This window comes from Nocardia sp. NPDC024068 (assembly GCF_040638875.1).
Lineage (GTDB): Bacteria > Actinomycetota > Actinomycetes > Mycobacteriales > Mycobacteriaceae > Nocardia.
Window position 1 is genome coordinate 13140 of record NZ_JBEZYU010000024.1, and the last position, 26229, is coordinate 39368.

The following is a 26229-nucleotide window of genomic DNA, read 5'->3' on the forward strand; positions in this document are numbered from 1 at the left end:
TGCCGTGCATTCACTACACGGCGTTCAGAAACTACACGATGAAGAGTAATCGCACTCTGTAGAGTGTCAACTGTGGCCGAGGTAGCGATGAGTCGCCGGGAGCGTCTGCGGGTGGAGACCACCCGCGAGATCAAAGTGATCGCGTTGCGGCTGCTCGCACAGGGTGGGCCCGACGCGATCGCGTTGCGGGCGATCGCCCGGGAAATGGGGATGACCGCGGGCGCGGTCTACGGTTACTTCGCGACGCGCGACGATCTGATCTCCACGCTGATCAGCGATGTCTACACGGCCCTGGTCGATCGCGTCGAAGCTGCGCGGGACGCGATCCCGGCGGACGATCCCGGTGCTCGGATCGTGGCCTGGGGTGAAGCGGTACGCGAATGGGCGGTGCAGTACCCCGCGGAATTCCGCCTCGTCTACGGTGATCCGGTTCCCGGCTATCGGCCGCCTCCCGGTGGTCCCGCCGCCGAAGCGGAACTGCGGGCCTGCACCGGATTGGTCGGTCTGGCGGCGGCGGCGTGGTCGCGGCGGCCGGCCCGAGCCGAGGACTCCACCTTCGAATGGTCCGATTTCGCGGACGCTCTCGCCACCCATGTCCGGTCGGATTTTCCCGGTCTGCCACCTGCCGGGCTCGCGCTCGCGCTGCGGATGTGGGGTCGGATGCACGGTCTGATCGCGCTCGAGGTGTACGGCCATCTGGGGCCGCAATCGACGGATCCGGCGAAACTCTTCCGGGCGGAGATGCTCGATCTCATTCGTGAATTGGGGCTGTAGGCGCCGGGCTTCGGCCCGGCGAACAGTGTGCGAAGTGGAGGTCTCGGTGGTCGGATCCACAGCGTGGAGGTGCGATTCGCGCGACGGGCGTGAAGACAACGGCGGCCCGGTCCGCAGACCGGGCCGCCGTTTCCGTCGCGTACTAACCTGCCGGGACCGGGACCCAGCGCGGCCAGGCAATCGACGGGCGCGGTCGATGAGCGGCAAGACTGTGCCGGGCGGCGAGGGTGTAGCTGCCGAACCAAGAGCGGCGATTCTCCGCCAGCCATGCCGCGACGGCCGGGATGGCGAGACAGTGCACACGACCCGCCGACCCCAGCCGGTGCCGGCCTGTGCGGTAGTGCCTGATGCGCATGCTCGTTCCTTTGCTATCCGTGACAGAAGCTGTGAATCGGGGCCTGCACTCAGGCCGAACCCTAGTCCAGGGCGTGGCGTAATCAGGACATTTGTGCTGTACGGCCCCGACAAGGCGTGTCGAGCGGGTATACGCGGTCAGCCTCACCGCCGGTAGCGGGCGCGCGGATGCGAGACTGAGCGGATGTTACGAATCGGCCTCACCGGCGGTATGGGCGCGGGCAAATCGACGGTCGCGCGGGCTCTCACCGCGCGGGGTGCGGTACTCATCGACTCCGATGTCATCGCCCGGGAAGTGGTCGCCGTGGGAACCCCCGGACTCGCGGCGCTGGTCGAGGCATTCGGCGCGGATATCCTGGCGCCCGACGGCAGCCTGGACCGGCCGGCCCTGGCGGCCAGGGCTTTTCGCGACGACGAATCCCGTGCGACGCTGAACTCGATCACCCATCCGCTGGTCGGGCGGCGCACCGCCGAACTACTGGCGGCCGCGGCGCCGGATGCCATTGTGGTGCAGGATGTTCCGCTACTGGTCGAGAACCGGATGGCGCCCTTCGTGAACCTGGTGCTCGTGGTCGACGTCGCCGCCGAGACCCGGATCCGGCGGCTCGTCGAGTTCCGCGGCGTACCCGAAGACGATGCGCGCGCACGGATCGCGGCGCAGGCCACCGACGAGCAGCGGTACGCGGCGGCGGATGTGCTGCTGGACAACAACGGCCCGGCCGGTGTGGTCGAAGCGACCGTTGACCGGCTGTGGGATCAGCGGTTGGTGCCCTTCGAGGCGAATCTGCGCGCCGGTGTCGCCGTGCTTCCGGAGCCGCGGGTGGTGGACTCCGATCCGGAATGGGCGGCGCAGGCCCAGCGGTTGATCGCCCGGTTGCAGGTGGCGTGCGGGGCCGCGGCGCAGCGGATCGATCATATCGGGGCCACCGCGGTGCCAGGTATGCCGGCGCGGGATCTGCTCGATTTCCAGGTCACGGTGGCCGATCCGGCCGTTGCCGACGGGATTCGGGACGCGCTGGCGGCGGCGGGTTTCCCGGCGGTGACGGGGGCCGCGGCCACCGAGACCGTCCCCGGCGGCGGCGCCGAACGGGCCGGAGCCGAGGGCGCCGCGACGCGGGTGCACGGCAGTGCCGACCCGGGGCGGCCTGCGACCGTGCACCTTCGGGTCGCGGGTACTCCGGCACAACGGTTCGCGCTGGAGTTCCGCGATCGGTTGCGCACGGACCCGCAGGCCCGGGCCGAATATGCCGAGGTGCAGCGGGAGGCCGCGGGGAAGGCGGCCGGGCTCACCGGGGACGAGGCGGAGGAGGTCTATCGGTCGGTGGTGGAGAGTCGGATGGATTCGGCGCCTCGCTGAGGTAGCCGCCGGCCGCTGTACCCGGCCGGTGTCGAACGTCTCGCGTGCTGCGCTCGCATCTGGACCGCCGCCTCGGTGACACGCCGGCGCATCGACTGCCCCGGGGTACTCATATCCAGGTCAACGGCATATCGAGTGATGCCGTCCACGCCTGGAAATCGTATCCGTGGGCGGCGATGCCGTCGATTGCGCGGGTGGCCGTGGCCACCGCTTTCTCGGCGGCGGCGGCGTCGATCAGACCGGCCGTATGTGCCGCCAGGAGTTCGTCGACATCCAGCAGCACGGTTTCCCGTCCGGTCCGTACAACCAGGTCGAGGTAATGATCGACCGAACGCCATTTCTTCGGCCCGACCTCGCCGAATTCACCGATATCGAGGTAATAGTCCTGGTCGCGCATATGGGCGGGATGGAAATGGAAGACCGTCGCCCGTAGATCCAGGGTGGGCAGCAGCCAGGATTCCATGTAGTGGAATTGTGGGTGATCGGCGGTGCGGGCCATGTAGAGCCCCCACGGTTCGAGGTGGTAGCGCTGCACGGCGCGGACGAACCCTTTCGGATCGGTATTGGTCAGTTCCGCGATATCGAAGAACTCCACCTTGGGCCGGTGGACGTCCACGCTGGTTGCCTCTGTCACAGGTGCTGAAGCTACCGCAGCTCAGAGCCCGGCGCGGCCCCGCGTAGGGCCGTCCGGAGTGCCGAGGCCCACGATTGGAGGTCGGAGTTCTGTCGGTGGCGGCGCTTAGTCTGGGGGTATGGCATTCGCAACCGAACTCCGTGCGGCCGGCGTCACCGGGACCGAGGCGGACGGGGAGACCCCGCTCGCCAAATCGGAGTTCCGCCCGGTCGGTGATATCGAACGCACCGGTGGGCGGTTCGAGGTGGTCAGCCCGTATCAGCCGGCCGGTGACCAGCCCGCCGCGATCGAGGAACTGGAGCGCCGGATCAACGCGGGCGAACCGGATGTGGTGCTGCTCGGCGCCACCGGGACCGGTAAATCGGCGACCACGGCCTGGCTCATCGAACGCTTGCAGCGGCCGACCCTGGTGATGGCCCCGAACAAGACGCTGGCCGCGCAGCTGGCCAACGAACTGCGCGAGATGCTGCCACACAACGCGGTGGAGTATTTCGTCTCCTACTACGACTACTACCAGCCCGAAGCCTATATCGCGCAGACCGATACCTATATCGAGAAGGACAGCTCGATCAACGACGATGTGGAGCGGCTGCGCCATTCGGCCACCTCCGCCCTGCTGTCGCGCCGGGATGTGGTCGTCGTCGCGTCGGTGTCCTGTATCTACGGTCTGGGTACGCCACAGTCCTACCTGGATCGCTCCGTGCTGCTCGAGGTGGGGGCGGAGGTCGACCGCGACGCGTTTCTGCGCATGCTGGTGGACGTCCAGTACACGCGCAACGATATGGCGTTCACCCGGGGCTCGTTCCGGGTCCGCGGAGATACCGTCGAGATCATCCCCTCCTATGAGGAGCTGGCGGTACGGATCGAATTCTTCGGGGACGAGATCGAGGAACTCTATTATCTGCACCCGCTCACCGGGGATGTCGTGCGCAAGGTCGATACCGTGCGTATCTTTCCCGCGACGCACTATGTGGCGGGGCCCGAGCGGATGGAGCGGGCGGTCGTCGATATCGAGGCCGAGCTCGAGGAACGTCTCGCCGACCTCGAAGGTAAGGGCAAACTGCTCGAGGCCCAGCGGTTGCGGATGCGCACCCAGTACGACCTCGAGATGATCCGGCAGGTCGGTTTCTGCTCCGGTATCGAGAACTATTCGCGGCATATCGACGGCCGGCCCGCCGGGTCGGCCCCCGCCACGCTGCTGGATTATTTCCCGGACGATTTTCTGCTGGTGATCGACGAGTCCCATGTGACGGTGCCGCAGATCGGCGGTATGTACGAAGGGGATATGTCGCGGAAGCGCAACCTCGTCGAGTACGGCTTCCGGCTGCCGTCGGCGGTGGACAACCGGCCGCTCACCTGGGAGGAGTTCGCCGAGCGGATCGGGCAGGCGGTGTACCTGTCGGCCACCCCGGGCGACTTCGAACTCGGCCGCGCCGGTGGTGAAGTGGTGGAGCAGGTCATCCGCCCGACCGGTCTGGTGGATCCGCAGGTGGTGGTCAAACCCACCAAGGGGCAGATCGACGATCTGGTACACGAGGTCCGCTTGCGGGTGGAGCGCGACGAACGCGTACTGGTCACCACCCTCACCAAGAAGATGGCCGAGGATCTGACCGATTATCTGCTCGGGCTGGGGTTGCGGGTGCGGTATCTGCATTCGGAGATCGATACGCTGCGCCGGGTCGAACTGCTCCGGCAGTTGCGCCTCGGTGAATACGATGTGCTGGTCGGTATCAACCTGCTGCGTGAGGGGCTCGACCTCCCCGAGGTTTCGCTGGTCGCGATTCTGGATGCCGATAAGGAAGGTTTCCTGCGCAGCGCCAAGAGCCTGATCCAGACCATCGGCCGGGCCGCCCGCAATGTCTCGGGTGAGGTGCACATGTACGCGGACAAGATCACCGACTCGATGCGCCAGGCGATCGACGAAACCGAGCGCCGCCGGGCCAAACAGCTGGCCTACAACGAGGAGAAGGGGATCGATCCGCAGCCGCTGCGCAAGAAGATCGCCGATATCCTCGATCAGGTCTACTCCGAGGCCGACGACGAGGTCGCCGTCGGCGGGTCCGGCCGCAACGCCAGTCGCGGCCGCCGCGCCCAGGGCGAACCGGGCCGGGCGGTGAGCGCGGGCATCGTCGAGGGTCGCGATATCAAGTCCATGCCGCGCGCCGAACTGGCCGATCTGGTCGCCGAGCTCACCGATCAGATGATGAACGCGGCCCGCGAGCTGCAGTTCGAACTCGCGGGCCGGCTCCGCGACGAGATCGCCGACCTGAAGAAGGAACTGCGCGGTATGGACGCGGCCGGTCTGCAATGAGCCGCCGCGCCCCGCGCCGGTTCCCGGGATCAGCCCTGGGTGGCCAGCCATTCGTTCACCCGGCGTTCGGCCTCCTCCCGGGAGACCTCCTCGACCCGGGTCATGACCACCCAGCGATGCCCGAACGGGTCGAGCAGGGCACCGTACCGGTCGCCGGTGACGAAGGTGGCCGCGTCCTCGGCGACCTTCGCACCGTGGGCGCGGGCGCGGGTGAGCACCCCGTCCACATCCGGGCAGTAGTGGACCAGCGAGGTGTGCACCCAGTCGCCGCTGGGCGCGAGCACGTTCTGCTCCGGGACCGGCAGCCCCAGCTGGATCGTGGAATCGCCGATCTTCAGTTCGGCGTGGACGGGCTGCCCGTCGGGCATATCGTTGCGGGAGAGCACCTCGGCGCCGAACACCGCGGTGTAGAAGTCGATCGCGGCGTTGCCGTCGGGGACCGCGATGAAAACGGTGATCGAGTGGTAGCCCTCGGGGATCGGATTCACTGTTTCGCTCATGGGTACGACTCTGCTCCGCCGGGCTTCCCGGATCTTGTAAGAAAGCGACACCGCCCGTGACCGATCGAGGGGCGGTGCCACCGGCCGGTGACCGCAAAGCGATTCTGCATCCCTACGAACAGGAGCGGTATCGCACGCTGAATCGGCTCCCGGCGGGAGCGGGGGTGGCGGGCTATGTGGAGTGGTACTGGTCGGTGCGCTGGGATATGCGAGGCCGCGCGCCCTATACCGCCGAGGTGCTGCCGTTTCCCAGCGTGCATCTGACCTTCGAGCGGGAAGACGGCGGATCCGGCGGATTCGGCGGATTCGTCAATGGGGTGTGTACCAGGAAATTCGCCAGGGAACTGGCCGGACAGGGGGAAACGTTCGGCGTCCGGTTCCGGCCCGGCGGGTTCGGGGCTTTCACAGGTATGGATGTGGGGGTGTTCCGCGATCGCGCCGTCCCGCTGACGCAGGTACTGCCCGATACCGGCGGCCTGGTCGACCGGGTGCTCGCCGAACCCACCGATCCCGGCCGCCGTCGCGTGGTCGAGGAGTATCTCGCCGATCGCGTCCGGACGACCCCCGACCCGCACTACCGCCTGGTCCGCGAGATCGTCGCCGCCATGGCCGGCGATCCCGAACTGACCCGGGTGGATCAGGTCACCGATCGATTCGGCGTACCGGTACGCACCCTCCAGCGCCTGTTCCGGCGTTATATCGGCGCCGGCCCGAAATGGGTGTTACGCCGGTATCGGCTCCAGGACGGCGCCGATCTGCTGGCCCGGGGCCGGATCCGAGACCTCGCCGTGCTCGCCGCCGAACTCGGTTATTTCGACCAGGCGCATTTCACCCGGGAGTTCACCGCGGAAGTCGGAATGGCGCCGCTGGAATATGCCAAGAATTCGTTACGCTCGCGCGACGAGGTGACCTCGAAGGTGTTGCCGACGTCATAATGGGAAGTGACCTCGCAGGTAGGCGGTACCCGTACGCGACAGTCGGCATGAGCGAATCAGGCCCGGAGGCGGTAGCGAAGCCTGCCGCCGCAGGGCCCTCGCTCATGCCTCAATGAATATTGAGGAGCTCGGCATGGATGTCGTAGTGTTGATCGGCCGCGTGTTGTTCGTCATTCTCTTTCTGAGTTCGGCGCTCGGACATTTCACCCAGACCAAGGCCATGGCCGGCTACGCGCAGAGCAAGGGTGTGCCGATGCCCGAGTTGGCAGTGCAGGCATCCGGGGCGCTCATGCTGCTCGGCGGTCTCAGCATCCTGCTGGGAATCTGGGCCGATCTGGGATGCCTGCTGCTGTTCGTGATGATCGTGCCGACCATGATCATGATGCACAGTTTCTGGAAGGAAACGGACGCCGAGGCGACCCAGGCGGAAACGATTCAGTTCAACAAGGACCTGGCGCTCGCGGGTGCCCTGGTGATGCTGTTCGCCTTTTTCGCGCATACCGAGGAATTGGGTCTGACGATTACCGGTCCGCTGTTCTCGCTGTAGGCGGAGCGGAATAGTCGGCCCGGAACTGCCGGGCGTGACGTCGTGTGAGCAAAATCCCAGGGCGGCAATACTGTTCGCATTTCCTGTGACAGATCACAGGTTTGTTCATGCGGCACCGGGAATCGGCAGGTAGGCGCGGCGTGAGTGGTTCGGCGGCACCGATTGTGAAACACCTCCGGTCACCGCCGGTACGTGTGATGTGCAACGAATCCGGCCGATACGGCCGTGGTTGCGGATAAGGTCTACGCAGTCGCTGCGCCGTTGCCCGATTTCGCGAGCATCGAGCACAGCCGCAGCCGCGTTTATACCCCGCACAGTTGGAGGAGAGATGACCGCCTACCGGACCATTGTCGTCGGTACCGACGGCTCGGACTCGTCGTATGTCGCCGTGGAGAAGGCCGCCGCTCTGGCCGGAGCCTCGGGATCGACGCTGATCGTGGCCTGCGCCTACTACCCGACCGACGACCGTGATGTCGCCGCCGCGAGCGATATGCTCAAGGACGAGGCGTACCAGGTCCGCGGCTCGGCGCCCACCAACGAGATCTTGCGCGTGGCGCGGGATCGGGCGACGGCGGCGGGCGCCAAGGAGATCGTCGAGAAGCCGATCGTGGGCGAACCGGTCGAATCCCTGCTGGATCTGGTGCGCGAAACCCAGGCCGATCTGCTCGTGGTCGGCAACCGGGGCCTCAACACCCTGGCAGGCCGCCTGCTGGGTTCGGTGCCCTCGGATGTGGCGCGTAAATCGAAATCCGATGTGCTGATCGTGCACACCGTGCGCTGAGACGCGATCGGTGAACGACCGCTCTGTCCGGGGCCATGATCCCGGGCAGAGCGGTCGTCTTCGTGCAGTGGCCGTCTCAGGTTGTGGTGAGGCGATGCAGCTCCGGCGGGAGATCGCCGCTGTGCACCACGGTGAGCCGCTGGGTGGCGCGGGTGAGCGCGACGTACAGGTCGTTGCGGCCGTGGGGTGATTCGGCGATCACCGAGCTCGGTTCCACCAGATACACCGCGTCGAATTCCAGGCCCTTGGCCTCGGTCACCGTGAGCACCCGGACGGATTCGGTGGCCAGACCGGATAATTCGGCCACCAGGCCGGCCGGTCCGAGTACCGCCGCCGTACCCGGGCCGTACTCCTCGGCGAGCAGATCCGCCAGCACCTTTCCGATATCGGCCGCAGGCGCCCGGTGCGCACGCGGCGGCCGGCCGGTTTCCCGGACCGACCTGGGCGTGCGCGCGTCGGGGTCGATCACCGCCAGCACATCGGCGGCGACCGCCATGATCTCCGCGGGGGTGCGGTAGTTCACGCTCAGCTCGGTGCGCTTCCAGCGTTTGGCAACATACGGTTCCAGCATCTGCGACCAGGAGCGGGCCCCCGCCGGATCGCCGGTCTGCGCGATATCGCCCACCACGGTGATCCAGCGGTTGGGAATCCGGCGCATCACCATGCGCCAGGCCATTTCGGAGAGTTCCTGCGCCTCGTCCACGATCACATGCCCATAGGTCCAGGTGCGGTCGCCCGCCGCGCGTTCCGCGGTGGTCTGCCGGTTGCGCACCTGCTGGCGTTCGGCGAGCTGGCCTGCGTCGATCAGGTCGTAGGCCATGAGGATCTCGGGATCGAGATCGTCCTCGAGATCCTGCGGGGCCGAACCGGTCAGGATATCGAGGGCGTCCTGCGCTTCGGCCAGCTGAGCGCGCCAGCGCCGGCGGGCGCGTTCGCGTTCCTCCGCGTCATCGGTGCCCAGCAGTTCGGCCAATTCGTCGAGCAGCGGGGCATCGGCGGCACTGAACTCGCCGGTGCCCGGCCGCACCAATTCGGCCCGGTCCTGCGGATCGAGGATCTTGCCGGCCGCGCTGTCGAGGCGCTCCGGTTCGGCGAACAGGTCACCGAGTACCTGCTGCGGGGTCAGCAGCGGCCACAGTTCGCCGAGGACGCGCTGGATCTTGGGGTCGGCCCGTAGTTCGTCGCTGATCTCGCCGAGGTCGGCGGCACTGAGCAGACTACGGCCGCCACCCGCGGGGTCGGCGCCCATGGTGTGTGCGAGCTGGTCGGTGAGCGCTTCGATCACCATCGACGCGAAAACCGGGCGGGCCAGATTATGCGGTCGCCGTGAGCTGCGCGCCCGGCCGCGTGCCCGGGTGACGATCTTGCGGTCCAAGGTCAGCGGATAGCCGTCGAAGGTCAGCTCGATCGGCTCCCGCGGGACCTGCTGCCGGTCGCGGACGGCGTTCTTCAGCACGTCCAGTACGGTCGGCGAGCCCTTGATCTCTCCCGCGCGCAGTGAATCGGCGAGGGTGGCCTTCACGCCCGGATAGAGATCGCCGACGGTGGACAGCAATACTCCGGTCTCGCCGAGCGAGGGCAGCACCTGTCCGATGTAGTCGAGGAAGGTGGCATTGGGGCCGATGATCAGGACACCGCTCTTGGCCAGCTGCTGGCGATAGGTGTAGAGCAGATAGGCGGCGCGGTGCAGCGCGACCGCCGTCTTCCCGGTGCCCGGCCCGCCCTGCACCACCAGCACGCTCTTGTGCTCGGCGCGGATGATCGCGTCCTGCTCGCTCTGGATGGTCTCCACGATGTCGGACATCTGCCCGGTGCGTGCCGCGTTCAATGCGGCCAGCAGCGCGCTCTCGCTGCCGACCCCGCCGTCGGACGCCGTGACCCCCGCGGCCCGGGCCACCTCCAGGTCGAGGTATTCGTCGTTGACCCCGGTGACCCGGCGATTGCGGGAGCGGATGTGCCGGCGTCGCACGACGCCGTCCGGGGCGGCGGTGGTGGCCAGATAGAACGGGCGGGCCAGGGGTGCGCGCCAGTCCAGGAGGAGGGGGTCGTAATCGTTGTCCTCGTCGAGTATGCCGAGGCGGCCGATATAGCGCGGTTCCGGTTCGTCGTGATCCTCGGCGAGATCGATACGGCCGAAACACAGGCCGTGCTCGGCGGCATCGTATTTGGCCAGGTCTTCGGTGTAGAGCTGGGTGAACGATTCACGTTCGGTCCGTGCCTGCGGCGTGCCCCCGGTCTCCAGCAGGACGGTGCGCAGCCGTTTGTCGGCATAGGCCCGCATCTCGTCCAGCCGGTTGTACAGCACCGTCAGATGCGCCTGCTCCTGATCGATGGTTCGTGTCACCGCGGCCGCGTCCCCCTCCACGGGTTCTCGGACGGCGAGGCGTTCCTCGGTGCGATTGTCGGGCAAGTTCTGGCTCCTTCTCACCCACGTCGGGACAGGGCACGGCACAACACGGCACGGTGACGTGCACAGAGTTGTCGATTCTACTGCCGCAACCGGGGCCGTGCCGTCTCCGCAGGCCGGCGGGGAGAGTCAGGAGACGTGGGAGTTGTCCCCGAACAGCCCCGGACCGAGGGGCCCGCCACGTTTACCCGGCCCCTTGGCCTCGTACATGGCCAGATCGGCGTCGTGGAGCACCGCTTCCGGCGAGCGGGGATCGCCGGGTTCGAGGGTGGTCACGCCGATGGAAGCGTGCACCGCGATCCGGTGGCCGCGGGCCACGATGGGCTCCGCCATCGCCGTCCGCAACCGCTGCACCAGCGGTACGAGTTCCTCGTCGCCGGGCCGTCCGGCCAGCAGCACCAGGAACTCGTCGCCGCCGAGCCGCCCCACCATATCCTCGGCGCGCAGCGCGCGCTGCAGTCGCTGGGCCACGATCCGCAGGACTGTATCGCCGATGGCGTGCCCCATGGTGTCGTTGATCGATTTGAATCCGTCCAGGTCGATGAACATGACCGTGGAAATGCTGCGGTACGCGCCGCTGGCGGCCAGCGCCCCCGACAGTTGCGACAGGATCAGCGATCGGTTGGCCAGTCCGGTGAGCGGATCGTGGGTGGCCTGGTACTCGAGCTGGCGGCGCCCGGCCAGGTATTCGCTGATATCGGTGAACGAGCACACCGCGGCCGCGCCCTGATCGTCCGGGTTGAGCTGGCGGCTGGACAGGGCCAGCCAGCGGCGCTGGCCGTCCGGGCGGACCACCGCGAAGACGAAAGAGCTGATGGTCTCGCCGGTGGCGAGGGTGCGGGCGACAGGGTGGCGGGTCGGTGGCAGCGGCCGTCCGTTGGCGTCCAGCAGTTCCAGCGGCAGGCCGGTGATATTCGAGCCGACCAGCGGGGCCTGTTCGTCGATCCCGAGGATCCGGCGCGCGGCCGGGTTGGCGGAGGCGATGGTGCCGTCCTGGTAGATCACCGCGACGCCTTCCTCCAACTGGGAGACCACGGTGGTGAAATGCTGTTCGGCGCGCCGCTGGGCGCGTTCGGCGGAACGCTGCGCGGACAGATCGTGGATGACCACCTGGTAGGCCAGGCGATCGTGCCAGGCGGTGAGCACCGAGACGGTTTCCACCGGAATCTCCCGCCCGTCCAGCGTGAGCAGGGTCATCTCGGTGGGGTCGGTGGCGACGCCGGTCGCGGTGAGGGCCGCGATCCGCTCGAACATGGCCTGGCGTGAATCGGGGTGGACGAACCTCGCGATGTTCTGGCCGAGCACGGTGGCGAGATTCTTCGCGCCCATGATCCGCAGTGCCGCCGGGTTGGCGTAGACCACGATGCCGCGTTCGTGGACGCAGATCCCATCCGGGGAGTGTTCGACCAGGGATCGGTACCGATGCGCCAGCTGCTCGGCGGCGGAGGCCCTGTGATCTCCCATACCAACCCCCATTATCGGCTGACCCGGACATTCAAACACGGCGGTACTCCGGTATCCACACGCTTAGAATCGATTTCGTGGACGTGATTTATCGGTGACCTCGTCCACGACGTGTTCTCGGTGGTTTCCGGTGCGGGGAACGACCGGGGGCCGGGGAGGGAGCCGTCATGGCGGGTACCGGGATCAGTGGTCATTTTATGTCGATTGCCGGAATCGGTGCTGTCACCGGGTACGGCTGGGGACGGGAAACTCTTTGGGACGGGCTGCTCGGCGGGACGTCGGCGGCGCGATTCGAACCCGGCTACGGGATGGACCCCGCGACCGGCGGCTGGGCGGCGCTCGTTCCCGACGGCGAACCGGGACCCGGTGGCACCCGATACGGAAGGGCCATGTTCGCCGCCGCGGCCGAAGCGGTCGCCGATGCCCGGGAGCGCGGCTGGCGGCCCGGACCGCGGGTGGGTCTGGTGCACGCGGCGGTGCTGGGTGATGTCCGGCACTGGCAGACGTTCTCCGGACCCGCGGGCGACGGCTTCGGTGGCCGGGATTTCCTGCGGCTGCTGCCATCGACGCCGGTATCGGTGATCGGTCAGGAGTTCGGTTTCACCGGGCCGGTGGCGGGGATCTCGGCCGCCTGTAGTTCCGGCAACGTCGCCCTGATACAGGCGAAACTCTGGTTCGCCGCCGGACTCGTGGACGATGTGGTGTGCGTGGCCTCCGATCTGTCGGCCACCCCGGAGCTGGTCCGGCAGTTCGCCGCGCTGGGGGCCGCGGTGGTCGAGGTGGAATCGCTGCAGGGGTGCCGGCCCTTCCAAGAGGGCAGTCGCGGATTCAGCGTGGGGGAGGCCGCGGTCGCCCTGGTGCTCACCCGCGGTCCGGCCCGCGCGTACGCCACGGTCCGCGGCGGTGCGATGAACAACGAGGCCTACCACGTGGTGTCGGTGGAACCGGGTCACGACCGGATCGTGGACTGCGCGCGGCAGGCCCTGGCCGACGCCGGTGTCGCCGCCACGGATATCGACTATCTGAACGCGCACGGCACGGGTACCGCCCAGTGCGACCGTGCCGAACGCGACCTGCTGAGCCGGGTCTTCGACGACCGGCCGGCCGTGTACTCGCTGAAACCGCTGGTCGGTCACTGTCAGGCCGCGTCGGGCGCGGTGGAACTGGCGGCCGCGGCCCTCGGCTACGACCGCGGGATCATCCCGGCGCCGCCGATCGTCGCCCCGGCCCATCCGCGCCTGCTCGACGGTGTGACGCCGGCGGGCCCGGGGCTCACGGCCAAGCTGTCGCTCGGGATGGGCGGAAACAACTCGATGGTCGTGCTCGGTCCGGCCGCGTGATGACAGGTGTGGATCGGGGTAGCGGCGGGTGACGGGCGACACGCCCCGGTGATCCGTCGCGGTGACCTACCCTGGAGGGGTGAGCCCGCGCCAGCGGCCGGGCGTCGGCCGTCCGGGCCCGGACCAGCGTGGTTCGTGCGGCGAGCGCATCGGGGGAGACCCGGGTGCGCACACGTCCACCGCCGGTGATCGGCCGTTCGGCGAAACTTGTCGGTGGTCCGTCCTAGCATCAGCGCGGGCCCATCCGTGGCCCGAGCCGCGACAGGACCGATGAGCCCGATCGGGCCGTCCTCCGCGTTGTCACCCACCTCCGTGGGCGGTCGCGGCGGCTCCATCGACGACGAACAAATCGACGACGAACAAATCGACGACGAACGAAACGAGAAGGGACCGACCTGGTGGCGGAACGCCTGACTGTGCGCGGCGCGCGGGAGCACAATCTGAAGGGGGTCGATATCGATCTGCCCCGCGACAGTCTGATCGTCTTCACCGGCCTGTCGGGGTCGGGAAAGTCCAGCCTCGCCTTCGATACGATCTTCGCCGAGGGGCAGCGCCGGTACGTGGAATCGCTGTCGGCCTACGCCCGGCAGTTCCTGGGGCAGATGGACAAACCCGATGTGGATTTCATCGAGGGGCTCTCACCCGCCGTCTCGATCGACCAGAAGTCCACCAACCGCAATCCGCGCTCGACCGTCGGCACCATCACCGAGGTGCACGACTACCTGCGACTGCTCTACGCGCGCGCGGGCGTCCCACATTGCCCGGTGTGCTCGGAACTCATCGCCAAACAGACCCCGCAGCAGATCGTCGACCAGGTGCTGGCCATGGAGACCGGAATCCGGTTCCAGGTGCTGGCCCCGGTGGTGCGCACCCGTAAGGGCGAATTCGTCGACCTCTTCGACCAGTTGCACGCGCAGGGTTACGCCCGCGTCCGGGTCGACGGTGTGGTGTATCCGCTCACCGATCCGCCCAAGCTGAAGAAGCAGGAGAAGCACGACGTCGAGGTGGTGGTGGACCGGCTCGCGGTCAAACCCACCGCCAAACAGCGGCTCACCGATTCCATCGAGACCGCGCTGCGCCTCGCCGACGGCATCGTGGTGCTCGATTTCGTGGACCGTGACGAGCACGCCCACGATCGTGAGCGCCGCTTCTCCGAGAAACTGGCCTGCCCCAACGGCCATCCACTCGATATCGAGGATCTGGAACCGCGTTCGTTCTCCTTCAACTCGCCCTACGGCGCCTGCCCCGACTGCACCGGTCTCGGTATCCGCAAGGAGGTCGATCCGGAACTCGTCGTTCCCGACTCCGAACTGAGCCTCGCCGACGGTGCGATCGCACCCTGGTCGCGTGGGCAGAGCGCCGAATATTTCCTGCGACTGCTCTCCGGGCTCGCCGCGGCGCAGGGGTTCGATCTGGACACGCCGTGGCGTGATCTGCCGCCCCGCGCCCGCAAGGCCGTGCTCGAGGGCAGCTCGGATCAGGTGCATATCGTCTACACCAACCGCTACGGCCGGAAACGCTCGTACTACGCCGATTTCGAGGGGGTCATGCCGTTCCTGCAGCGGCGGCTGGACTCCACCGAATCCGAGCAGATGAAGGAGCATTACGAGGGCTATATGCGGGATGTCCCGTGCCCGGTCTGCAACGGTGCCCGGTTGCGTCCGGAGATCCTGGCGGTCACCCTCACCGCCGGCGCGGAGCGGAAGTCGATCGCCGAGGTCAGCGAGCTGTCGATTCGCGACTGCGCCCAGTTCCTGAACGCGCTCACCCTCGGTGAACGCCAGGCCGCGATCGCCGGGCAGGTCCTCAAGGAGGTGCAGGCCCGGCTGGGCTTCCTGCTCGATGTCGGCTTGGACTACCTGACGCTGTCCCGGGCGGCGGCCACCCTCTCCGGCGGTGAGGCGCAGCGGATCCGGCTGGCCACCCAGATCGGATCGGGTCTGGTGGGCGTGCTGTACGTGCTGGACGAGCCCTCCATCGGCCTGCACCAGCGCGATAACCGCCGCCTTATCGAAACGCTGACCAGGCTGAAGAACCTCGGCAACACCCTGATCGTCGTCGAACACGACGAGGACACCATCCGGGCCTCGGACTGGGTGGTCGATATCGGTCCGCTCGCCGGTGAGCACGGCGGCCGGGTGGTGCACAGCGGCCCGTATTCCGAACTGCTCGCCGATCCGGAATCGCTGACCGGTGCCTACCTCTCCGGCCGGGAGCGGATCGAGATCCCGATGATGCGGCGCCCGGTGAGCAAGAAGCGGCGCGTCACCGTGGTCGGCGCCACCGAGAACAACCTCCGTGGCATCGACGTGGCGTTCCCGCTGGGCGTGCTCACCGCCGTCACCGGTGTTTCCGGGTCCGGGAAATCCACGCTGGTCAACGACATTCTGGCGACCGTGATGGCCAATAAGCTCAACGGCGCGCGCAAGGTTCCGGGGCGCCACACCCGGGTCAACGGTCTCGACCAGCTGGACAAGCTGGTGCGGGTGGACCAGTCGCCGATCGGCCGTACCCCGCGCTCCAACCCGGCGACCTACACCGGCGTTTTCGACAAGATCCGCAGCCTGTTCGCGGCTACCACCGAGGCCAAGGTGCGCGGATACCAGCCCGGTCGTTTCTCGTTCAACGTGAAGGGCGGACGCTGCGAGGCGTGCTCCGGTGACGGCACGCTCAAGATCGAGATGAACTTCCTGCCCGACGTCTACGTACCGTGCGAGGTGTGCCACGGTGCCCGCTACAACCGGGAGACCCTGGAGGTCCACTACAAGGGCAAGACCATCGCCGAGGTCCTCGATATGCCCATCGAGGAGGCCGCGGAGTTCTTCGAACCGGTGACCTCGATCCACCGGTACCTCTCGACGCTGGTCGATGTCGGGCTCGGCTATGTGCGGCTCGGGCAGAGCGCGACCACGCTGTCCGGCGGTGAGGCGCAGCGCGTGAAACTGGCCGCCGAACTGCAGAAGCGGTCCAACGGCCGGACCGTCTACATCCTCGACGAACCCACCACCGGCCTGCACTTCGAGGACATCCGCAAACTGCTCGCGGTGATCAACGGCCTGGTGGACAAGGGCAATTCGGTGATCGTCATCGAGCACAACCTGGACGTGATCAAGACCGCGGACTGGATCGTGGATATGGGCCCCGAGGGCGGCTCCGGCGGCGGCACGATCGTCGGTGAGGGCACGCCGGAAGATATCGCCGACAACCCGGACAGCTACACCGGGCAGTTCCTGAAGGAGGTACTGGCCCAGCCCGCGGTCACCGGTACGGGATCCGGTGGAAAGAGCGCGCGGACAGCCGCCGCACCGGCGAAGAAGACCCCCGCGCGCAAGGCCGCGGCGAAGAAGGCGGCCGCCGCGGCTCCGGCGGAGGCTTCCGGTGTGGCCGTGCAGGCTCCGGACCCGCAGAAGGCGAAACGTCTGGCGCGCAAGGCCGCCTCACTCCGCTGACCGGTGCCGCCGCTACCGTGCGGGCCGCGCGGACAGTGTTCGCGCCGTGTCCGCAACGGTGGCCGGCGGGCCGAACCAGCGGGTCAATGCGGTCGGCAGACCTTCGCCGCCGGGTGCCGGGTCGTCGGTCGCCCAGGCCACATATCCGTCCGGGCGGATCAGCAGGGCGCGCACCGGCGCCGCGTTCGCGGTGGCGTGGACCAAGTCGACGCGGTCGCGCCACCCGGTTGCCGACGCGGCGATATCGCCACCACCGAAGTCGAGCAGTACCGGCCGGGCGGCGTGCAGCAGTTCGGCGATCCGGCCCGGGCCCGTGGCCGTCACCAGCTCGGCATCCGGTACGAGATGGCCGGCCAGCGGATGTGTGTCGCCGATGTCGTAGCGCGTATCGGCTCCGGCCAGCAGACCGGCGATCCGGGCGGTGGTGCGGGGCTGTGCGAGTAGCTCTGCCAGCAGGCTGCGCAGCGCCGTGACTTCGGGGCCGGGGCGTTGTAACGCCGTCTGCGCCAGTGAGCTCATCATGACCCGCGCACCGACGGGGTGGCGTTCCTCGTGATAGGTGTCCAAGAGGTCGGCCGGTGCCCGGCCGTCGAGTTCGGCGGCAAGTTTCCAGCCGAGGTTCATCGAGTCCTGGAGTCCGAGATTGAGGCCGGGCCCACCCATTGCCGAATGCACATGCGCGGCGTCACCCACCAGGAAGATGCGGCCCGCTCGGTAGTGTTCGGCCTGCCGGGTGTTCTGGCCGACGGTGCGGCGCAGGGCGTGCGGTCCCGGCCCGCCGGGTGCGTCGAACGGGAGGTCGGTGCCCAGAACACGACGCACGCTGGCACGCATCTCCGGCAAGGTCATCGGCTGCGCCGTCGGTTCGTCCGGCTCGTGATATTCGGTGGTGACGAGGAGCGGGCGCCCGGCCTCCAGTTCTGCGAACGCGAAAGTGCCGCCCTCGTGACGGCTGTGCCCGAACGGCACCGGTCCCAGACCGGGGACCCGGAGTCCGCCGTCGGTGTCGCGGAGTCCCTCGGGCAGCGAGATATGCGCGATTCGGGTGACCTCGTCGGTGACGGTGGTGCCGGGAAACCCGATCCCGGCCAGTTTGCGGACGGTGCTCCGGCCCCCGTCCGCGCCGATCAGGTATCCGGTGGTGAGGGTGTGGACACCGTCCGGCCCGTCGATGGTGAGTGTCACCGCGTCCGGGCCCGGAACCAGATCGGCGAGGCGGTGGCGCCACCGGACTTCTACGCCGAGGCCGCGTGTCCACCGGTGCAGCAGACGCACCAGGCGGGGTTGCGGGATTCCCCATGCGTGCAGGGGATTATCGGGAACTTCGGTGAAGGACAGCGGCAGGCCGCTGAACATATACGCGGGGAGCGGGCGCGGTGGCTCCGGGGAGCCGGTGAACTCGCGGTACAGGCCGCGCATATCGAGTAGCCGGACCACCTGGCCGATCAGTCCGTTGGCCTTCGGTTCGGTGCTGGGTTCGGCCAGCGATTCCAGCACCACCGGGCGGTGACCGGCGAGGGCGAGTTCAGCGGCGAGCATCAGTCCGTTGGGGCCGGCACCTGCGATCACCACGTCGTGGTGCTCGGTGCGGCGGGTCGTGGCGGAATTTTCGGGCATGACGAGTAGCCCCCTTTCCAGGAGGATCGAAGAAGTGGGTCGGTCAGTGGGCGGACGGCTGCGGGAGCCCGGCGGCCACCTCGGCGAAGCCGCGCAGCAGCAGGGGAAGAAAAGCGATCGGCGGGTCCGCGTCCGCGTAGCACTGGGCCACGCTCTCGAGCACCGCGCCGACAACCCCCGCGGCGAGGCGCGGATACAGGTCTCGGTGCGGATCGGTTCCGGTGCGTTCGGCTATCGCCGCACACCATGCGTCGAAGAGGTCGGGTGGTAGTGCGGTGCGGGTCTGCCGCGCCCCCAGCAGACTGCGGATTTCGGTCTGCTGGGCAGCGGTGGGTAGTCCCTCCCTGTCCATGTCTTCGGCGAAGACCTCGTGCAGGGTTTCGGCCACCGCGGTCCACAGTGATTCGGTGGCCGGACGTTGTCGCAGCAGTGCCGCGCCGCGCAGCATTCGTTCGGTCTGCCGGTAGACGAGGGCTTCGTATTTGCCGGCGAAGTAGTTGGTGAAGGTCCGCGGTGAGACCCCGGCGCGCGCGGCGATGTCTTCTCGGGTGACGTTGTCCAGGCCCCGTTCGAACACCAGCGCCAGGGCGGCGTCACTGAGGGCGCGCCGGGTGTCCAGCTTCTTGCGCTCACGCAGGCCGAGTGCCGGTTCGTACGTCATACCCTAGGCTAACAATAAACTTGCCCAATAGGCAAATATGCCCAATGGGCAAGTTTACTCGATGGCGGACCGGTGCCGTCCCGGCCGGCGGAGGGCCCGGTGACCGGCGGTGCCGTCGTCATCGCCGGGTGGCGGCACAGCGATGCCGAGTTCACCGAACGCCCTCCGTCCGGCCGCGGCAGAGTCGTTGCCGGCCAGAACCAGGGTCCGAGCGCGCTGATATGGGCAGCCTGCCGCGTCGAAGACCGCCGCGATGGGGGCGAGCCGTGGATGATCGCCGGCGTGCAGCGCCGCGGCCCGCTCGACGATCGCCTCCGCGAGTGGGTCGCCGGCGACTTCGGCGCGGGCCGAGGTGAGCCGATCCGCGGCGCCGGGGTCACCGGCGAGCACTGCGGCCTCGGCGCGGAGGGCGTGATACCAGTGGCGATAGATCCAGACGTCGCGGACATCCATCCGGTCCGGGTCGGTCGCCAGTTCATCAGCGGCCCGGGCGGCCTGTCCGCGATGGAGCAGGACGAGGGCGTCGAATACCGCGCCGTAGGCCGTTCGATGTCCGGGCGTGCCGTCCAGCGCGCCGGCGATACCCAGCCACCGTGTCCGGGCCTCGTCGTCACCCAGCAGGCCATGAACCAGCGCCACCGCGGCCGCCGCCGGAGCCAGATGCGGTGCCTGCGGGCGACCGGACAGCTCCCACGCGTCGGCGAAGCGTTCGCCGCCTGCCGATACCTCGGCGGTGTTGCCCGCCAGCGCATCCGCCACCAGCAGCCGGGACGTGGCGAAGTCACCGCGTTCGGCCAGCAGCGGCAGATCGCGTAGCTGCGCACCCCACCGCCGGGCGCCGGCCAGATCACCCACCCCGAGACAGGTCTCGGCGGCTTCGGACAGTGCGTTGACCTGTTCGAGCGCCGTCGCCGGGGTGGCCGGCGCGGTGGTCAGCAGGTCGACCCGCCGCCGGGTGGTTCCGGCGGCGGCGAAGGTATCGCCGATCCAGCACTGCGCGGCGGCCAGCGCGTCCAGTGCCGCACTGCGGGCCAAGGGGTCACCGGTCGCGTCCGCCAGCGCCACCGCGTGCTCGGCCAGGGCGACCGCGGCGGCCTCACCCGCCTGCGGGTCGTGTTCGTCGTCGCCGGTATGGGCGCGCACTCCGCAATCGGCCAGCGCGATCGCGGCGGCCGCGGCCGGATCCGAGCCGGCGAGCGCCCGTGCCTCGGACAGCAGGGCGGCGGCCGCCCCCGGTTCCGGTGGCTGCGAGAAAGTATCGGAGAGGCGGAAGACGGTGATCGCGGCGGTGGCGAGGTCACGGGCGGCCGCCGCCGGTTGTGCCGGCCCGGCGGTTTCCGCGGCGAGACGGTACAGGCGGTACATCTCCTCGCCCCGCATCCGGCACCCGGCCACCGCGGCCGCATGGCGCAACGCGGTCGCGGCGTGGACGGGATCGTCGCTGAGCGCCGCTACCTGTTCGTACCGGCGCTGGGCCTCACCGGTCAGGTTCCGGGCGAAGGTCGTCCGGGCCAGCGCCGCGGCGAGGTCGTGCGCCGCCGCGCGGTGGTCCGGATCCTCGGCGGCCCAGGCCAGCGCGGCGCGCAGATCGTCGATCGTCGCGGCGAACCGGTCACGCCACCGGTCTCCGGTGACCGGCAGTTCCGCGGCGAGTTCGGCCGCGGTCGCCGCGCACCAGTCCAGATGACGGATGCGCGCCTCGGCGAGCTCGCCTGCCTGGGCCAACTGCTCGGTCTCGTACTGCCGGATGGTCTCCAGCGCACGGTATCGGGTACCGGTCGCGGAGGGGACGGCGGTGAGCAGGCTGTGCTCGGCCAGCCGGGCCAGCCCGTCGGGCACGGCGCCGGAATCCAGCGGGGGACAGCCGGCGACCGCGTCGGCGTCGGCGGCGCCGAACGGTGCGACGAAAACCGCGATCCGGCGCAGCAGCAGCCGGTCCGGTTGTTCGAGCAGCGTCTGACTCCAGTCGAGCATGGCGCGCACGGATCGGTGCCGGTCGTCCGCGCGCCGACCGCCGACCAGCAGGCGCAGCGGGTCCGCCAGACTCGCGGTGAGTCCGTCCAGCCCCAGCGTCGGCAGCCGGGCGACCGCGAGTTCGATGGCCAGCGCCAGGCCGTCCAGGCGCCGGCAGATCTCGTCGACCCGGCCGGACTGGCCGGGGTCGATCGGCCAGCCCAGCGCGGCGGCCCGGTCCAGGAACAGCGCCACGGCATCGGAGGTGCGGCCGGCGTCGTCTTCGGGGTCGAGGGTCAACGGAGGAACGGGGTAGACATACTCGAACGGCACCATGAGGCGGGCACGACTGGTCACCAGGACCGTGACCCGCGGACAACGCGCCAGAAGCCGTTCGATGAACGGCGCAACCCCCTCGCGCAGGTGCTCGCAGTTGTCGAGGACCAGCAGGGTGTGCCGGTCGGCCAGCGCGGTCAGGACGGAATCGTCGAGCGTCCGCCCCTGCTGTTCGCCGAGGCCGAGCGCCCGGGCGATCGCGGAACCGATCAGTGCCTCGTCCGTCACCGGCACCAGATCGACGAACCAGGCGCCGTCGTCGAATGCGGCGGTGAGGTCGGTGGCCACGGCCAGGGACAGCCGGGTCTTTCCGACGCCGCCGGGCCCGAGCGCGGTCACCAGCCGCCGTGTCGTCACGGCCTCTCGCAGCTCGACGCGCTCCCGGGAGCGCCCGACGAACGAGGTGAGCGGCGTCGGCAGGACGGCCTCGGGCGCGATCGCCGGCTCCGGTCCGGTGAGGGCGGCCGCGCGATCGGCGAGAGCGCGCCGGTCGGCGACGCCGACCTTGCGCAGCAGCGAGGACACATGGGTTTCCACCGTGCGCACCGAGATGAACAGTTCGGCGCCGATCTCGGCGTTGCTGCGATGGCGGCCCACCAGCGCCAGGACTTCGGCCTCCCGGCCGGAGATCGCGCCGGCGACCTTCTGCTTCGACACGCTCTCATCTTCGCGCACACACCCGTGCCGCGGTGCGCCCCGTTACGTGCTTTCTCCGTGGTGAGTTCCGTGGTCGGCACGGATGGCACGCTGCCCGGCCGGGCCTAATGTTGTTCCCATCAAAGCAGGACGAACGGCATGTGACTCGAAAAAGAAAGTGCGACAAGCATTGTCAGGATCCGAATGGACAGGGATCCCGATCGTCCTCCCGAGATCCGTTCCAGCGACGACCACCACCAGGAGTTCCGATGACCACCGAATCGACCCCGGCCATCAAGACCGTGCTGCACCCCGTCACCGATCTCGGGAAGGCCAAGGGGGTCTACGCCGCCCTGCTCGGGATTGCGCCGCAGACCGAGGGCACCTACTACATCGGATTCGATATCGCCGGTCAGCACATCGGGCTCGTGCCCGGCGGCGGACCCCAGCAGATGACCGGCCCGGTCGCGTACTGGCACGTGCCCGATATCGAGGCGAAGCTCGCCGAGGTCGTCGCTGCCGGTGCCACGGTGCGTGAACCCCTGCGCGAGGTCGGCGAGGGCCGGCGCGTCGCCACCGTCACCGATCCCGACGGCAACGTCCTGGGCCTGCTCCAGGACCGCTGACACCACCTACCGCCCCGGCGCGCCCGCATCGCGGTCGCCACCGGCTCCGAACCGAGACGAAGGACCAGCATCATGACCACCACCCGTAAGACCACCACCCGCGCCGCCGCGAAGACCTCGTCTGCCGTCGCGTTCAGCGACGAGGAACGCGCCGCGATGAAAGAGCACGCCCAGGATTTGAAGACGGCCGCCCGCCGTCGTGGCTCCCGCACGGCCGCGGCCGACGGCGAGGCCGATGTGCTGGCCAAGATCGCCGAGATGTCGGACGCCGACCGGGCCCTGGCCGAACGGATCCACGCCCTGGTCAAGGCGGCCGCGCCGAATCTGTCTCCGAAACTCTGGTACGGCATGCCCGCGTACGCCCGCGACGGCAAGATCGTCTGTTTCTTCCAGTCCGCGGCCAAGTTCAAGGCGCGGTACGCGACTCTCGGCTTCAACGATCCGGCCCGGCTCGACGACGGCTCCGTATGGCCGACTGCGTTCGCGCTGACAACCCTGTCCGCGGCCGATGAGAAGTTCCTCGGCGACCTGGTGAAACGGGCCCAGGGCTGACAACCCTGCCGTGCTACCCGCGCTGCGCCTGCCGCGACATCATGACGCCGGGCGCGGCGCGGGCCGATGCCGATCGGCGCCGGGGGGAGTCGCGGCAACGATCGCCATCCGGCAGCGCAGGGCAGGTACCCGTCGGCGACCTCGCCCCGGGGATCAGTGAACGGGGCCGGTGTACTTCTCGCCGGGGCCTGCCCCGGGCGCGTCGGGAACCGAGGAACTCTCCCGGAAGGCCTTCTGCAGCGATTGCAGACCCTCGCGCAGCGGTCCCGCGTGCGGGCCGAGGTATTCCACCGACGCGGTGATGAGCCCGGCCAGCGCGGTGATGACCCGGCGGGCCTCGTCCATATCCCGGCGGGGACTGTTCTCGGGGTCGTCGTCGGCGAGCCCGAGTTTCTCCGCGGCGGAACTCATCAGCATCACGGCGGCGCGGCTGATCACCTCCACAGCGGGAATCTCGGCCAGTTCGCGCACCTCGGCATCGGGCTGTTCGGTCATTGCCTCACCCTAAGGTCGGCGCGATCGGGCTGCCGGGCCGGGGACCGCCGCCGGTATCAGCGCAACGGACCGGCCGCGCGCAGCATTCGCAGCTGGCCGATCTCGGCGGCGTTCTTCATCAGTTCGCCGTTCACCCAGGCCGCCAGATGGGCGACCGTGAGTCCCGCCTCGGCCGGCCACGGATACGAGGTGGCCCGCTCCAGTTCCGCGGTGTCCAGCCGGTCCAGGACGCCGAGCCATCGATCCCGCAGCGCACCGAGCCAGGCGAGCGCGGCCGCGGTATCTCCGGGCCAGTAGACCTCGGTACGCTCGGGGATCGGGTGGCCCTCGGCGTGGGCGATCGCCGAGCTCCACCACCAGCCGATATGCCAGGTGAGCCAGCCGATGGTGGGCACCGGTACGGGGTCGGGCTCGGTCTCGGCGAAATCGGGACGCCAGCGGCCGTCGGCGCCGCGATGGACCGTCCAGATCACCCCGGCGGGCGCCCAGTGGCTGTCGTCGTCGGTCAGGGCGTCGAAATGCAGCTGGGACAGCGACCAGACGAGGTCGAACTGCCAGCGCAGGAGGTCGCGGCGGCTACTCACGGTCGCCGAGCCTGGCACAGCTCCCGGGCCCCGGCAACGGGTTTTGCCGACGGCGTTGCCCCGCCGATTCGGTGATCGGGCGGTAGGCTGTTAGACTTTTCGGCGACGACCGCCCCGGTCCTGTCCGGGGCAGATAAGTGGAGCCCGACTCCCACCGTTGCCGGTGAGCGATCACCTGGTCAAACGGTCCGGTCACCCGCCTCGAATGGCGGGTTCACGATCACGGTCACCCCGGGATCGTGCGGCAGGTGTTCCACCTGCGCGGACCGGTCGACATCGGGCCTCGTCGCGGCGAAATACCGCAACGGGGCCTTCGTGTTGAACCAGGGGTTCATTTCGAGCGGTCGTCGGATGACACCGCTAGACCTAGGAGGCCCCATCAGCACTGAGACCCGCATCAACGATCGCATTCGTGTTCCCGAGGTCCGTCTCATCGGACCCGGCGGTGAACAGGTTGGGATCGTGCGTGTTGAAGATGCATTACGCGTCGCCCTGGAAGCAGACCTGGACCTCGTAGAGGTCGCGCCGGACGCTCGTCCGCCGGTCTGCAAGATCATGGATTACGGCAAGTTCAAGTACGAGACCGCGCAGAAGGCGCGCGAGTCCCGGAAGAACCAGGTCCAGACCGTGATCAAGGAACAGAAGCTGCGGCCCAAGATCGACGATCACGACTACGAGACCAAGAAGCGCAATGTGGTGCGCTTCCTGGAGGCGGGGTCGAAGGTCAAGGTCACCATCATGTTCCGGGGGCGCGAACAGTCCCGGCCCGAACTCGGATTCCGGCTGCTGCAGCGGCTGGCCTCCGATGTGGCGGATCTGGGTTTCGTCGAGACCTCGGCCAAGCAGGACGGCCGCAACATGACGATGGTCCTCGCCCCGCACAAGGGTGCGAAGACGCGGGCCAAAGCCGCCGAGGATTCGGTCCGGTCGCAGCCCGGCGGCACGGCTCCGAACTCCGGCCGGCCGGTCGCGCAATGACAACGGCGTAGGCCGCCGCACACCGCGGCGCCGATCCGCACACACCGCGGCGTACGCCGCAGCGCTATTGCGTCGAGCCTGCAATAACGCTGACCAGTACACCGGTCCGCCCCTGCGCGGGCACGACACAGATTGAGGTTGCCATGCCCAAGATGAAGAGCCACAGCGGCGCTTCGAAGCGTTTCAAGGTGACCGGTAAGGGCAAGCTGCGCCGTCAGCAGGCCAACCGCCGGCACCTGCTCGAGCACAAGTCCTCCCGCCGGACTCGTCGTCTGGACGGCACGGAGTCGGTCTCCGCACCCGACGTCCGCCGTGTGAAGAAGCTGCTGGGTATCTGATCCCCTTCCCGGGACCGATACCGTCCGGCACCGCAACCGCGACCGGACGCCGAAGAACCGACCCACTCGGGTGCGCTCGACCGGGCACCCCCAAGATCGATTAGGACTGACCAGTGGCACGCGTCAAGAGGGCCGTCAACGCTCAGAAGAAGCGCCGTTCCATCCTCGAGGCCTCCAAGGGCTACCGCGGGCAGCGGTCGCGCCTGTACCGCAAGGCCAAGGAACAGCAGCTGCACTCGCTCACCTACGCCTACCGGGACCGCCGTGCCCGCAAGGGTGATTTCCGCAAGCTGTGGATCGCCCGTATCAACGCCGCGGCCCGCGCCAACGACATCACTTACAACCGCTTCGTGCAGGGCCTGAAGGCCGCCGGCGTCGAGGTCGACCGCAAGAACCTCGCCGAGCTGGCCGTTTCCGATGCCGAGGCGTTCGCCGGCCTGGTCGCCGTCGCCAAGGCCGCGCTGCCGCAGGATGTCAACGCCCCGGCTGCTTGAGTCGTATACCGTTCCCGGGCGATCGTCCGGTCCGATGGTGCCGAAGGTCCCCTCCCGATGGGAGGGGACCTTCGTGCTTTCGAGGTACTCCACCGCCCCCGCGTGG

The 26229-nt window shown here is 68.6% G+C and carries 24 protein-coding genes; 14 read left to right on the forward strand and 10 right to left on the reverse strand.

Translation table 11 applies throughout. The features are described from left to right. The first annotated feature begins 72 nt into the window (after nt 1-72). Entirely contained in the window at nt 73-774 is a 702-nt protein-coding gene (locus tag AB0F41_RS19065) for a TetR/AcrR family transcriptional regulator (protein ID WP_357425502.1), read from the forward strand. Between the two features lie 538 nt (nt 775-1312). Then, on the forward strand, nt 1313-2485 hold the full coding sequence (coaE, locus tag AB0F41_RS19070) for a dephospho-CoA kinase (protein ID WP_357425504.1): 1173 nt from the start codon (nt 1313-1315) through the stop codon (nt 2483-2485). Between the two features lie 109 nt (nt 2486-2594). On the opposite strand, the gene AB0F41_RS19075 is transcribed toward coaE, so the two are convergent. Next, a complete protein-coding gene (locus tag AB0F41_RS19075; protein WP_357425506.1) occupies nt 2595-3119 on the reverse strand; it encodes a DUF402 domain-containing protein in 525 nt (174 codons plus the stop codon). A gap of 118 nt (nt 3120-3237) precedes the next feature. Here AB0F41_RS19075 and uvrB point away from each other — a divergent pair, with 118 nt between their 5' ends. Then, the gene (gene uvrB / locus AB0F41_RS19080) at nt 3238-5430 is read left to right on the forward strand and encodes an excinuclease ABC subunit UvrB (RefSeq protein WP_357425508.1); all 2193 of its coding nucleotides are present in this window, start codon (nt 3238-3240) and stop codon (nt 5428-5430) included. Between the two features lie 29 nt (nt 5431-5459). On the opposite strand, the gene AB0F41_RS19085 is transcribed toward uvrB, so the two are convergent. Beyond that, complete coding sequence (locus tag AB0F41_RS19085; protein ID WP_357425510.1) at nt 5460-5930, reverse strand: VOC family protein; 471 nt, start codon at nt 5928-5930, stop codon at nt 5460-5462. A 56-nt stretch (nt 5931-5986) separates the two neighbouring features. Here AB0F41_RS19085 and AB0F41_RS19090 point away from each other — a divergent pair, with 56 nt between their 5' ends. The 3 genes from AB0F41_RS19090 to AB0F41_RS19100 all read left to right on the forward strand — a co-directional run bounded on the left by AB0F41_RS19090 (nt 5987) and on the right by AB0F41_RS19100 (nt 8193). After that, nucleotides 5987-6865: a helix-turn-helix domain-containing protein gene (locus tag AB0F41_RS19090; protein ID WP_357425512.1), complete on the forward strand. Its 879-nt coding sequence runs from the start codon at nt 5987-5989 to the stop codon at nt 6863-6865. A gap of 133 nt (nt 6866-6998) precedes the next feature. Continuing rightward, nucleotides 6999-7412 carry a DoxX family membrane protein gene (locus AB0F41_RS19095; protein ID WP_357425514.1) on the forward strand — a complete coding sequence of 138 codons (414 nt, stop codon included), beginning with the start codon at nt 6999-7001 and terminating at the stop codon, nt 7410-7412. 328 nt (nt 7413-7740) lie between these two features. Then, nucleotides 7741-8193, forward strand: a complete 453-nt coding sequence (locus AB0F41_RS19100; protein ID WP_357425516.1) for a universal stress protein — start codon at nt 7741-7743, stop codon at nt 8191-8193. A gap of 76 nt (nt 8194-8269) precedes the next feature. Here AB0F41_RS19100 and AB0F41_RS19105 read toward each other — a convergent pair whose 3' ends face one another. Continuing rightward, nucleotides 8270-10537 (reverse strand): ATP-binding domain-containing protein, encoded by a 2268-nt coding sequence (locus AB0F41_RS19105; protein WP_357425623.1) that lies wholly within the window; start codon nt 10535-10537, stop codon nt 8270-8272. A 192-nt stretch (nt 10538-10729) separates the two neighbouring features. Next, nucleotides 10730-12064, reverse strand: coding sequence for a diguanylate cyclase (locus AB0F41_RS19110; protein ID WP_357425518.1), 1335 nt, complete (start codon nt 12062-12064; stop codon nt 10730-10732). A gap of 197 nt (nt 12065-12261) precedes the next feature. Here AB0F41_RS19110 and AB0F41_RS19115 point away from each other — a divergent pair, with 197 nt between their 5' ends. From AB0F41_RS19115 to uvrA, 3 genes are all read left to right on the forward strand, one after another. After that, nucleotides 12262-13404 carry a beta-ketoacyl synthase N-terminal-like domain-containing protein gene (locus AB0F41_RS19115; protein ID WP_357425520.1) on the forward strand — a complete coding sequence of 381 codons (1143 nt, stop codon included), beginning with the start codon at nt 12262-12264 and terminating at the stop codon, nt 13402-13404. A gap of 270 nt (nt 13405-13674) precedes the next feature. Continuing rightward, nucleotides 13675-13818 carry a hypothetical protein gene (locus tag AB0F41_RS19120; protein ID WP_357425522.1) on the forward strand — a complete coding sequence of 48 codons (144 nt, stop codon included), beginning with the start codon at nt 13675-13677 and terminating at the stop codon, nt 13816-13818. Further along, nucleotides 13803-16853, forward strand: coding sequence for an excinuclease ABC subunit UvrA (gene uvrA, locus AB0F41_RS19125; RefSeq protein WP_357425524.1), 3051 nt, complete (start codon nt 13803-13805; stop codon nt 16851-16853). Before AB0F41_RS19120 ends, uvrA begins: the two co-directional genes overlap by 16 nt. Nucleotides 16854-16865: 12 nt before the next feature. On the opposite strand, the gene AB0F41_RS19130 is transcribed toward uvrA, so the two are convergent. From AB0F41_RS19130 to AB0F41_RS19140, 3 genes are read right to left on the reverse strand one after another with little or no spacing between them, the layout of a single operon-like run. After that, on the reverse strand, nt 16866-18470 hold the full coding sequence (locus AB0F41_RS19130; protein ID WP_357425526.1) for an FAD-dependent monooxygenase: 1605 nt from the start codon (nt 18468-18470) through the stop codon (nt 16866-16868). Nucleotides 18471-18513: 43 nt separating this feature from the next. Beyond that, entirely contained in the window at nt 18514-19131 is a 618-nt protein-coding gene (locus tag AB0F41_RS19135; RefSeq protein WP_357425528.1) for a TetR/AcrR family transcriptional regulator, read from the reverse strand. A 54-nt stretch (nt 19132-19185) separates the two neighbouring features. After that, nucleotides 19186-22077: a LuxR C-terminal-related transcriptional regulator gene (locus AB0F41_RS19140; protein WP_357425530.1), complete on the reverse strand. Its 2892-nt coding sequence runs from the start codon at nt 22075-22077 to the stop codon at nt 19186-19188. A gap of 248 nt (nt 22078-22325) precedes the next feature. On the opposite strand from AB0F41_RS19140, the gene AB0F41_RS19145 reads away from it, so the two are divergent. Both AB0F41_RS19145 and AB0F41_RS19150 read left to right on the forward strand, forming a co-directional pair. Then, the gene (locus tag AB0F41_RS19145; RefSeq protein ID WP_357425532.1) at nt 22326-22682 is read left to right on the forward strand and encodes a VOC family protein; all 357 of its coding nucleotides are present in this window, start codon (nt 22326-22328) and stop codon (nt 22680-22682) included. A gap of 72 nt (nt 22683-22754) precedes the next feature. Continuing rightward, entirely contained in the window at nt 22755-23234 is a 480-nt protein-coding gene (locus AB0F41_RS19150) for a DUF1801 domain-containing protein (protein WP_357425534.1), read from the forward strand. A gap of 153 nt (nt 23235-23387) precedes the next feature. On the opposite strand, the gene AB0F41_RS19155 is transcribed toward AB0F41_RS19150, so the two are convergent. The 3 genes from AB0F41_RS19155 to AB0F41_RS19165 form a co-directional block, all read right to left on the reverse strand. Then, nucleotides 23388-23729, reverse strand: a complete 342-nt coding sequence (locus AB0F41_RS19155; protein ID WP_357425536.1) for a DUF1844 domain-containing protein — start codon at nt 23727-23729, stop codon at nt 23388-23390. 56 nt (nt 23730-23785) lie between these two features. After that, nucleotides 23786-24313 carry a DinB family protein gene (locus AB0F41_RS19160; protein ID WP_357425538.1) on the reverse strand — a complete coding sequence of 176 codons (528 nt, stop codon included), beginning with the start codon at nt 24311-24313 and terminating at the stop codon, nt 23786-23788. 179 nt (nt 24314-24492) lie between these two features. Next, a complete protein-coding gene (locus AB0F41_RS19165) occupies nt 24493-24648 on the reverse strand; it encodes a hypothetical protein (RefSeq protein WP_357425540.1) in 156 nt (51 codons plus the stop codon). A gap of 16 nt (nt 24649-24664) precedes the next feature. On the opposite strand from AB0F41_RS19165, the gene infC reads away from it, so the two are divergent. The 3 genes from infC (at nt 24665) to rplT (ending at nt 26123) form a co-directional block, all read left to right on the forward strand. Beyond that, nucleotides 24665-25291, forward strand: coding sequence for a translation initiation factor IF-3 (gene infC / locus AB0F41_RS19170; RefSeq protein ID WP_357425542.1), 627 nt, complete (start codon nt 24665-24667; stop codon nt 25289-25291). Nucleotides 25292-25434: 143 nt separating this feature from the next. Then, nucleotides 25435-25629 carry a 50S ribosomal protein L35 gene (gene rpmI / locus AB0F41_RS19175; protein WP_357425544.1) on the forward strand — a complete coding sequence of 65 codons (195 nt, stop codon included), beginning with the start codon at nt 25435-25437 and terminating at the stop codon, nt 25627-25629. 113 nt (nt 25630-25742) lie between these two features. Further along, nucleotides 25743-26123, forward strand: a complete 381-nt coding sequence (gene rplT / locus AB0F41_RS19180) for a 50S ribosomal protein L20 (RefSeq protein WP_357425546.1) — start codon at nt 25743-25745, stop codon at nt 26121-26123. The last annotated feature ends 106 nt before the right edge of the window (nt 26124-26229 follow it).

What these genes read in the sequence shown, in the direction of transcription:
- coaE (WP_357425504.1), top strand. Translation starts at nt 1,313, where the DNA reads ATGTTACGAATCGGCCTCACCGGCGGTATGGGCGCGGGCAAATCGACG.
- uvrB (WP_357425508.1), top strand. Translation starts at nt 3,238, where the DNA reads ATGGCATTCGCAACCGAACTCCGTGCGGCCGGCGTCACCGGGACCGAG.
- AB0F41_RS19085 (WP_357425510.1), bottom strand. Translation starts at nt 5,930, where the DNA reads ATGAGCGAAACAGTGAATCCGATCCCCGAGGGCTACCACTCGATCACC.
- AB0F41_RS19095 (WP_357425514.1), top strand. Translation starts at nt 6,999, where the DNA reads ATGGATGTCGTAGTGTTGATCGGCCGCGTGTTGTTCGTCATTCTCTTT.
- AB0F41_RS19100 (WP_357425516.1), top strand. Translation starts at nt 7,741, where the DNA reads ATGACCGCCTACCGGACCATTGTCGTCGGTACCGACGGCTCGGACTCG.
- AB0F41_RS19110 (WP_357425518.1), bottom strand. Translation starts at nt 12,064, where the DNA reads ATGGGAGATCACAGGGCCTCCGCCGCCGAGCAGCTGGCGCATCGGTAC.
- AB0F41_RS19115 (WP_357425520.1), top strand. Translation starts at nt 12,262, where the DNA reads ATGTCGATTGCCGGAATCGGTGCTGTCACCGGGTACGGCTGGGGACGG.
- AB0F41_RS19120 (WP_357425522.1), top strand. Translation starts at nt 13,675, where the DNA reads ATGAGCCCGATCGGGCCGTCCTCCGCGTTGTCACCCACCTCCGTGGGC.
- AB0F41_RS19130 (WP_357425526.1), bottom strand. Translation starts at nt 18,470, where the DNA reads ATGCCCGAAAATTCCGCCACGACCCGCCGCACCGAGCACCACGACGTG.
- AB0F41_RS19135 (WP_357425528.1), bottom strand. Translation starts at nt 19,131, where the DNA reads ATGACGTACGAACCGGCACTCGGCCTGCGTGAGCGCAAGAAGCTGGAC.
- AB0F41_RS19145 (WP_357425532.1), top strand. Translation starts at nt 22,326, where the DNA reads ATGACCACCGAATCGACCCCGGCCATCAAGACCGTGCTGCACCCCGTC.
- AB0F41_RS19150 (WP_357425534.1), top strand. Translation starts at nt 22,755, where the DNA reads ATGACCACCACCCGTAAGACCACCACCCGCGCCGCCGCGAAGACCTCG.
- AB0F41_RS19155 (WP_357425536.1), bottom strand. Translation starts at nt 23,729, where the DNA reads ATGACCGAACAGCCCGATGCCGAGGTGCGCGAACTGGCCGAGATTCCC.
- AB0F41_RS19165 (WP_357425540.1), bottom strand. Translation starts at nt 24,648, where the DNA reads ATGAACCCCTGGTTCAACACGAAGGCCCCGTTGCGGTATTTCGCCGCG.
- infC (WP_357425542.1), top strand. Translation starts at nt 24,665, where the DNA reads ATGACACCGCTAGACCTAGGAGGCCCCATCAGCACTGAGACCCGCATC.
- rpmI (WP_357425544.1), top strand. Translation starts at nt 25,435, where the DNA reads ATGCCCAAGATGAAGAGCCACAGCGGCGCTTCGAAGCGTTTCAAGGTG.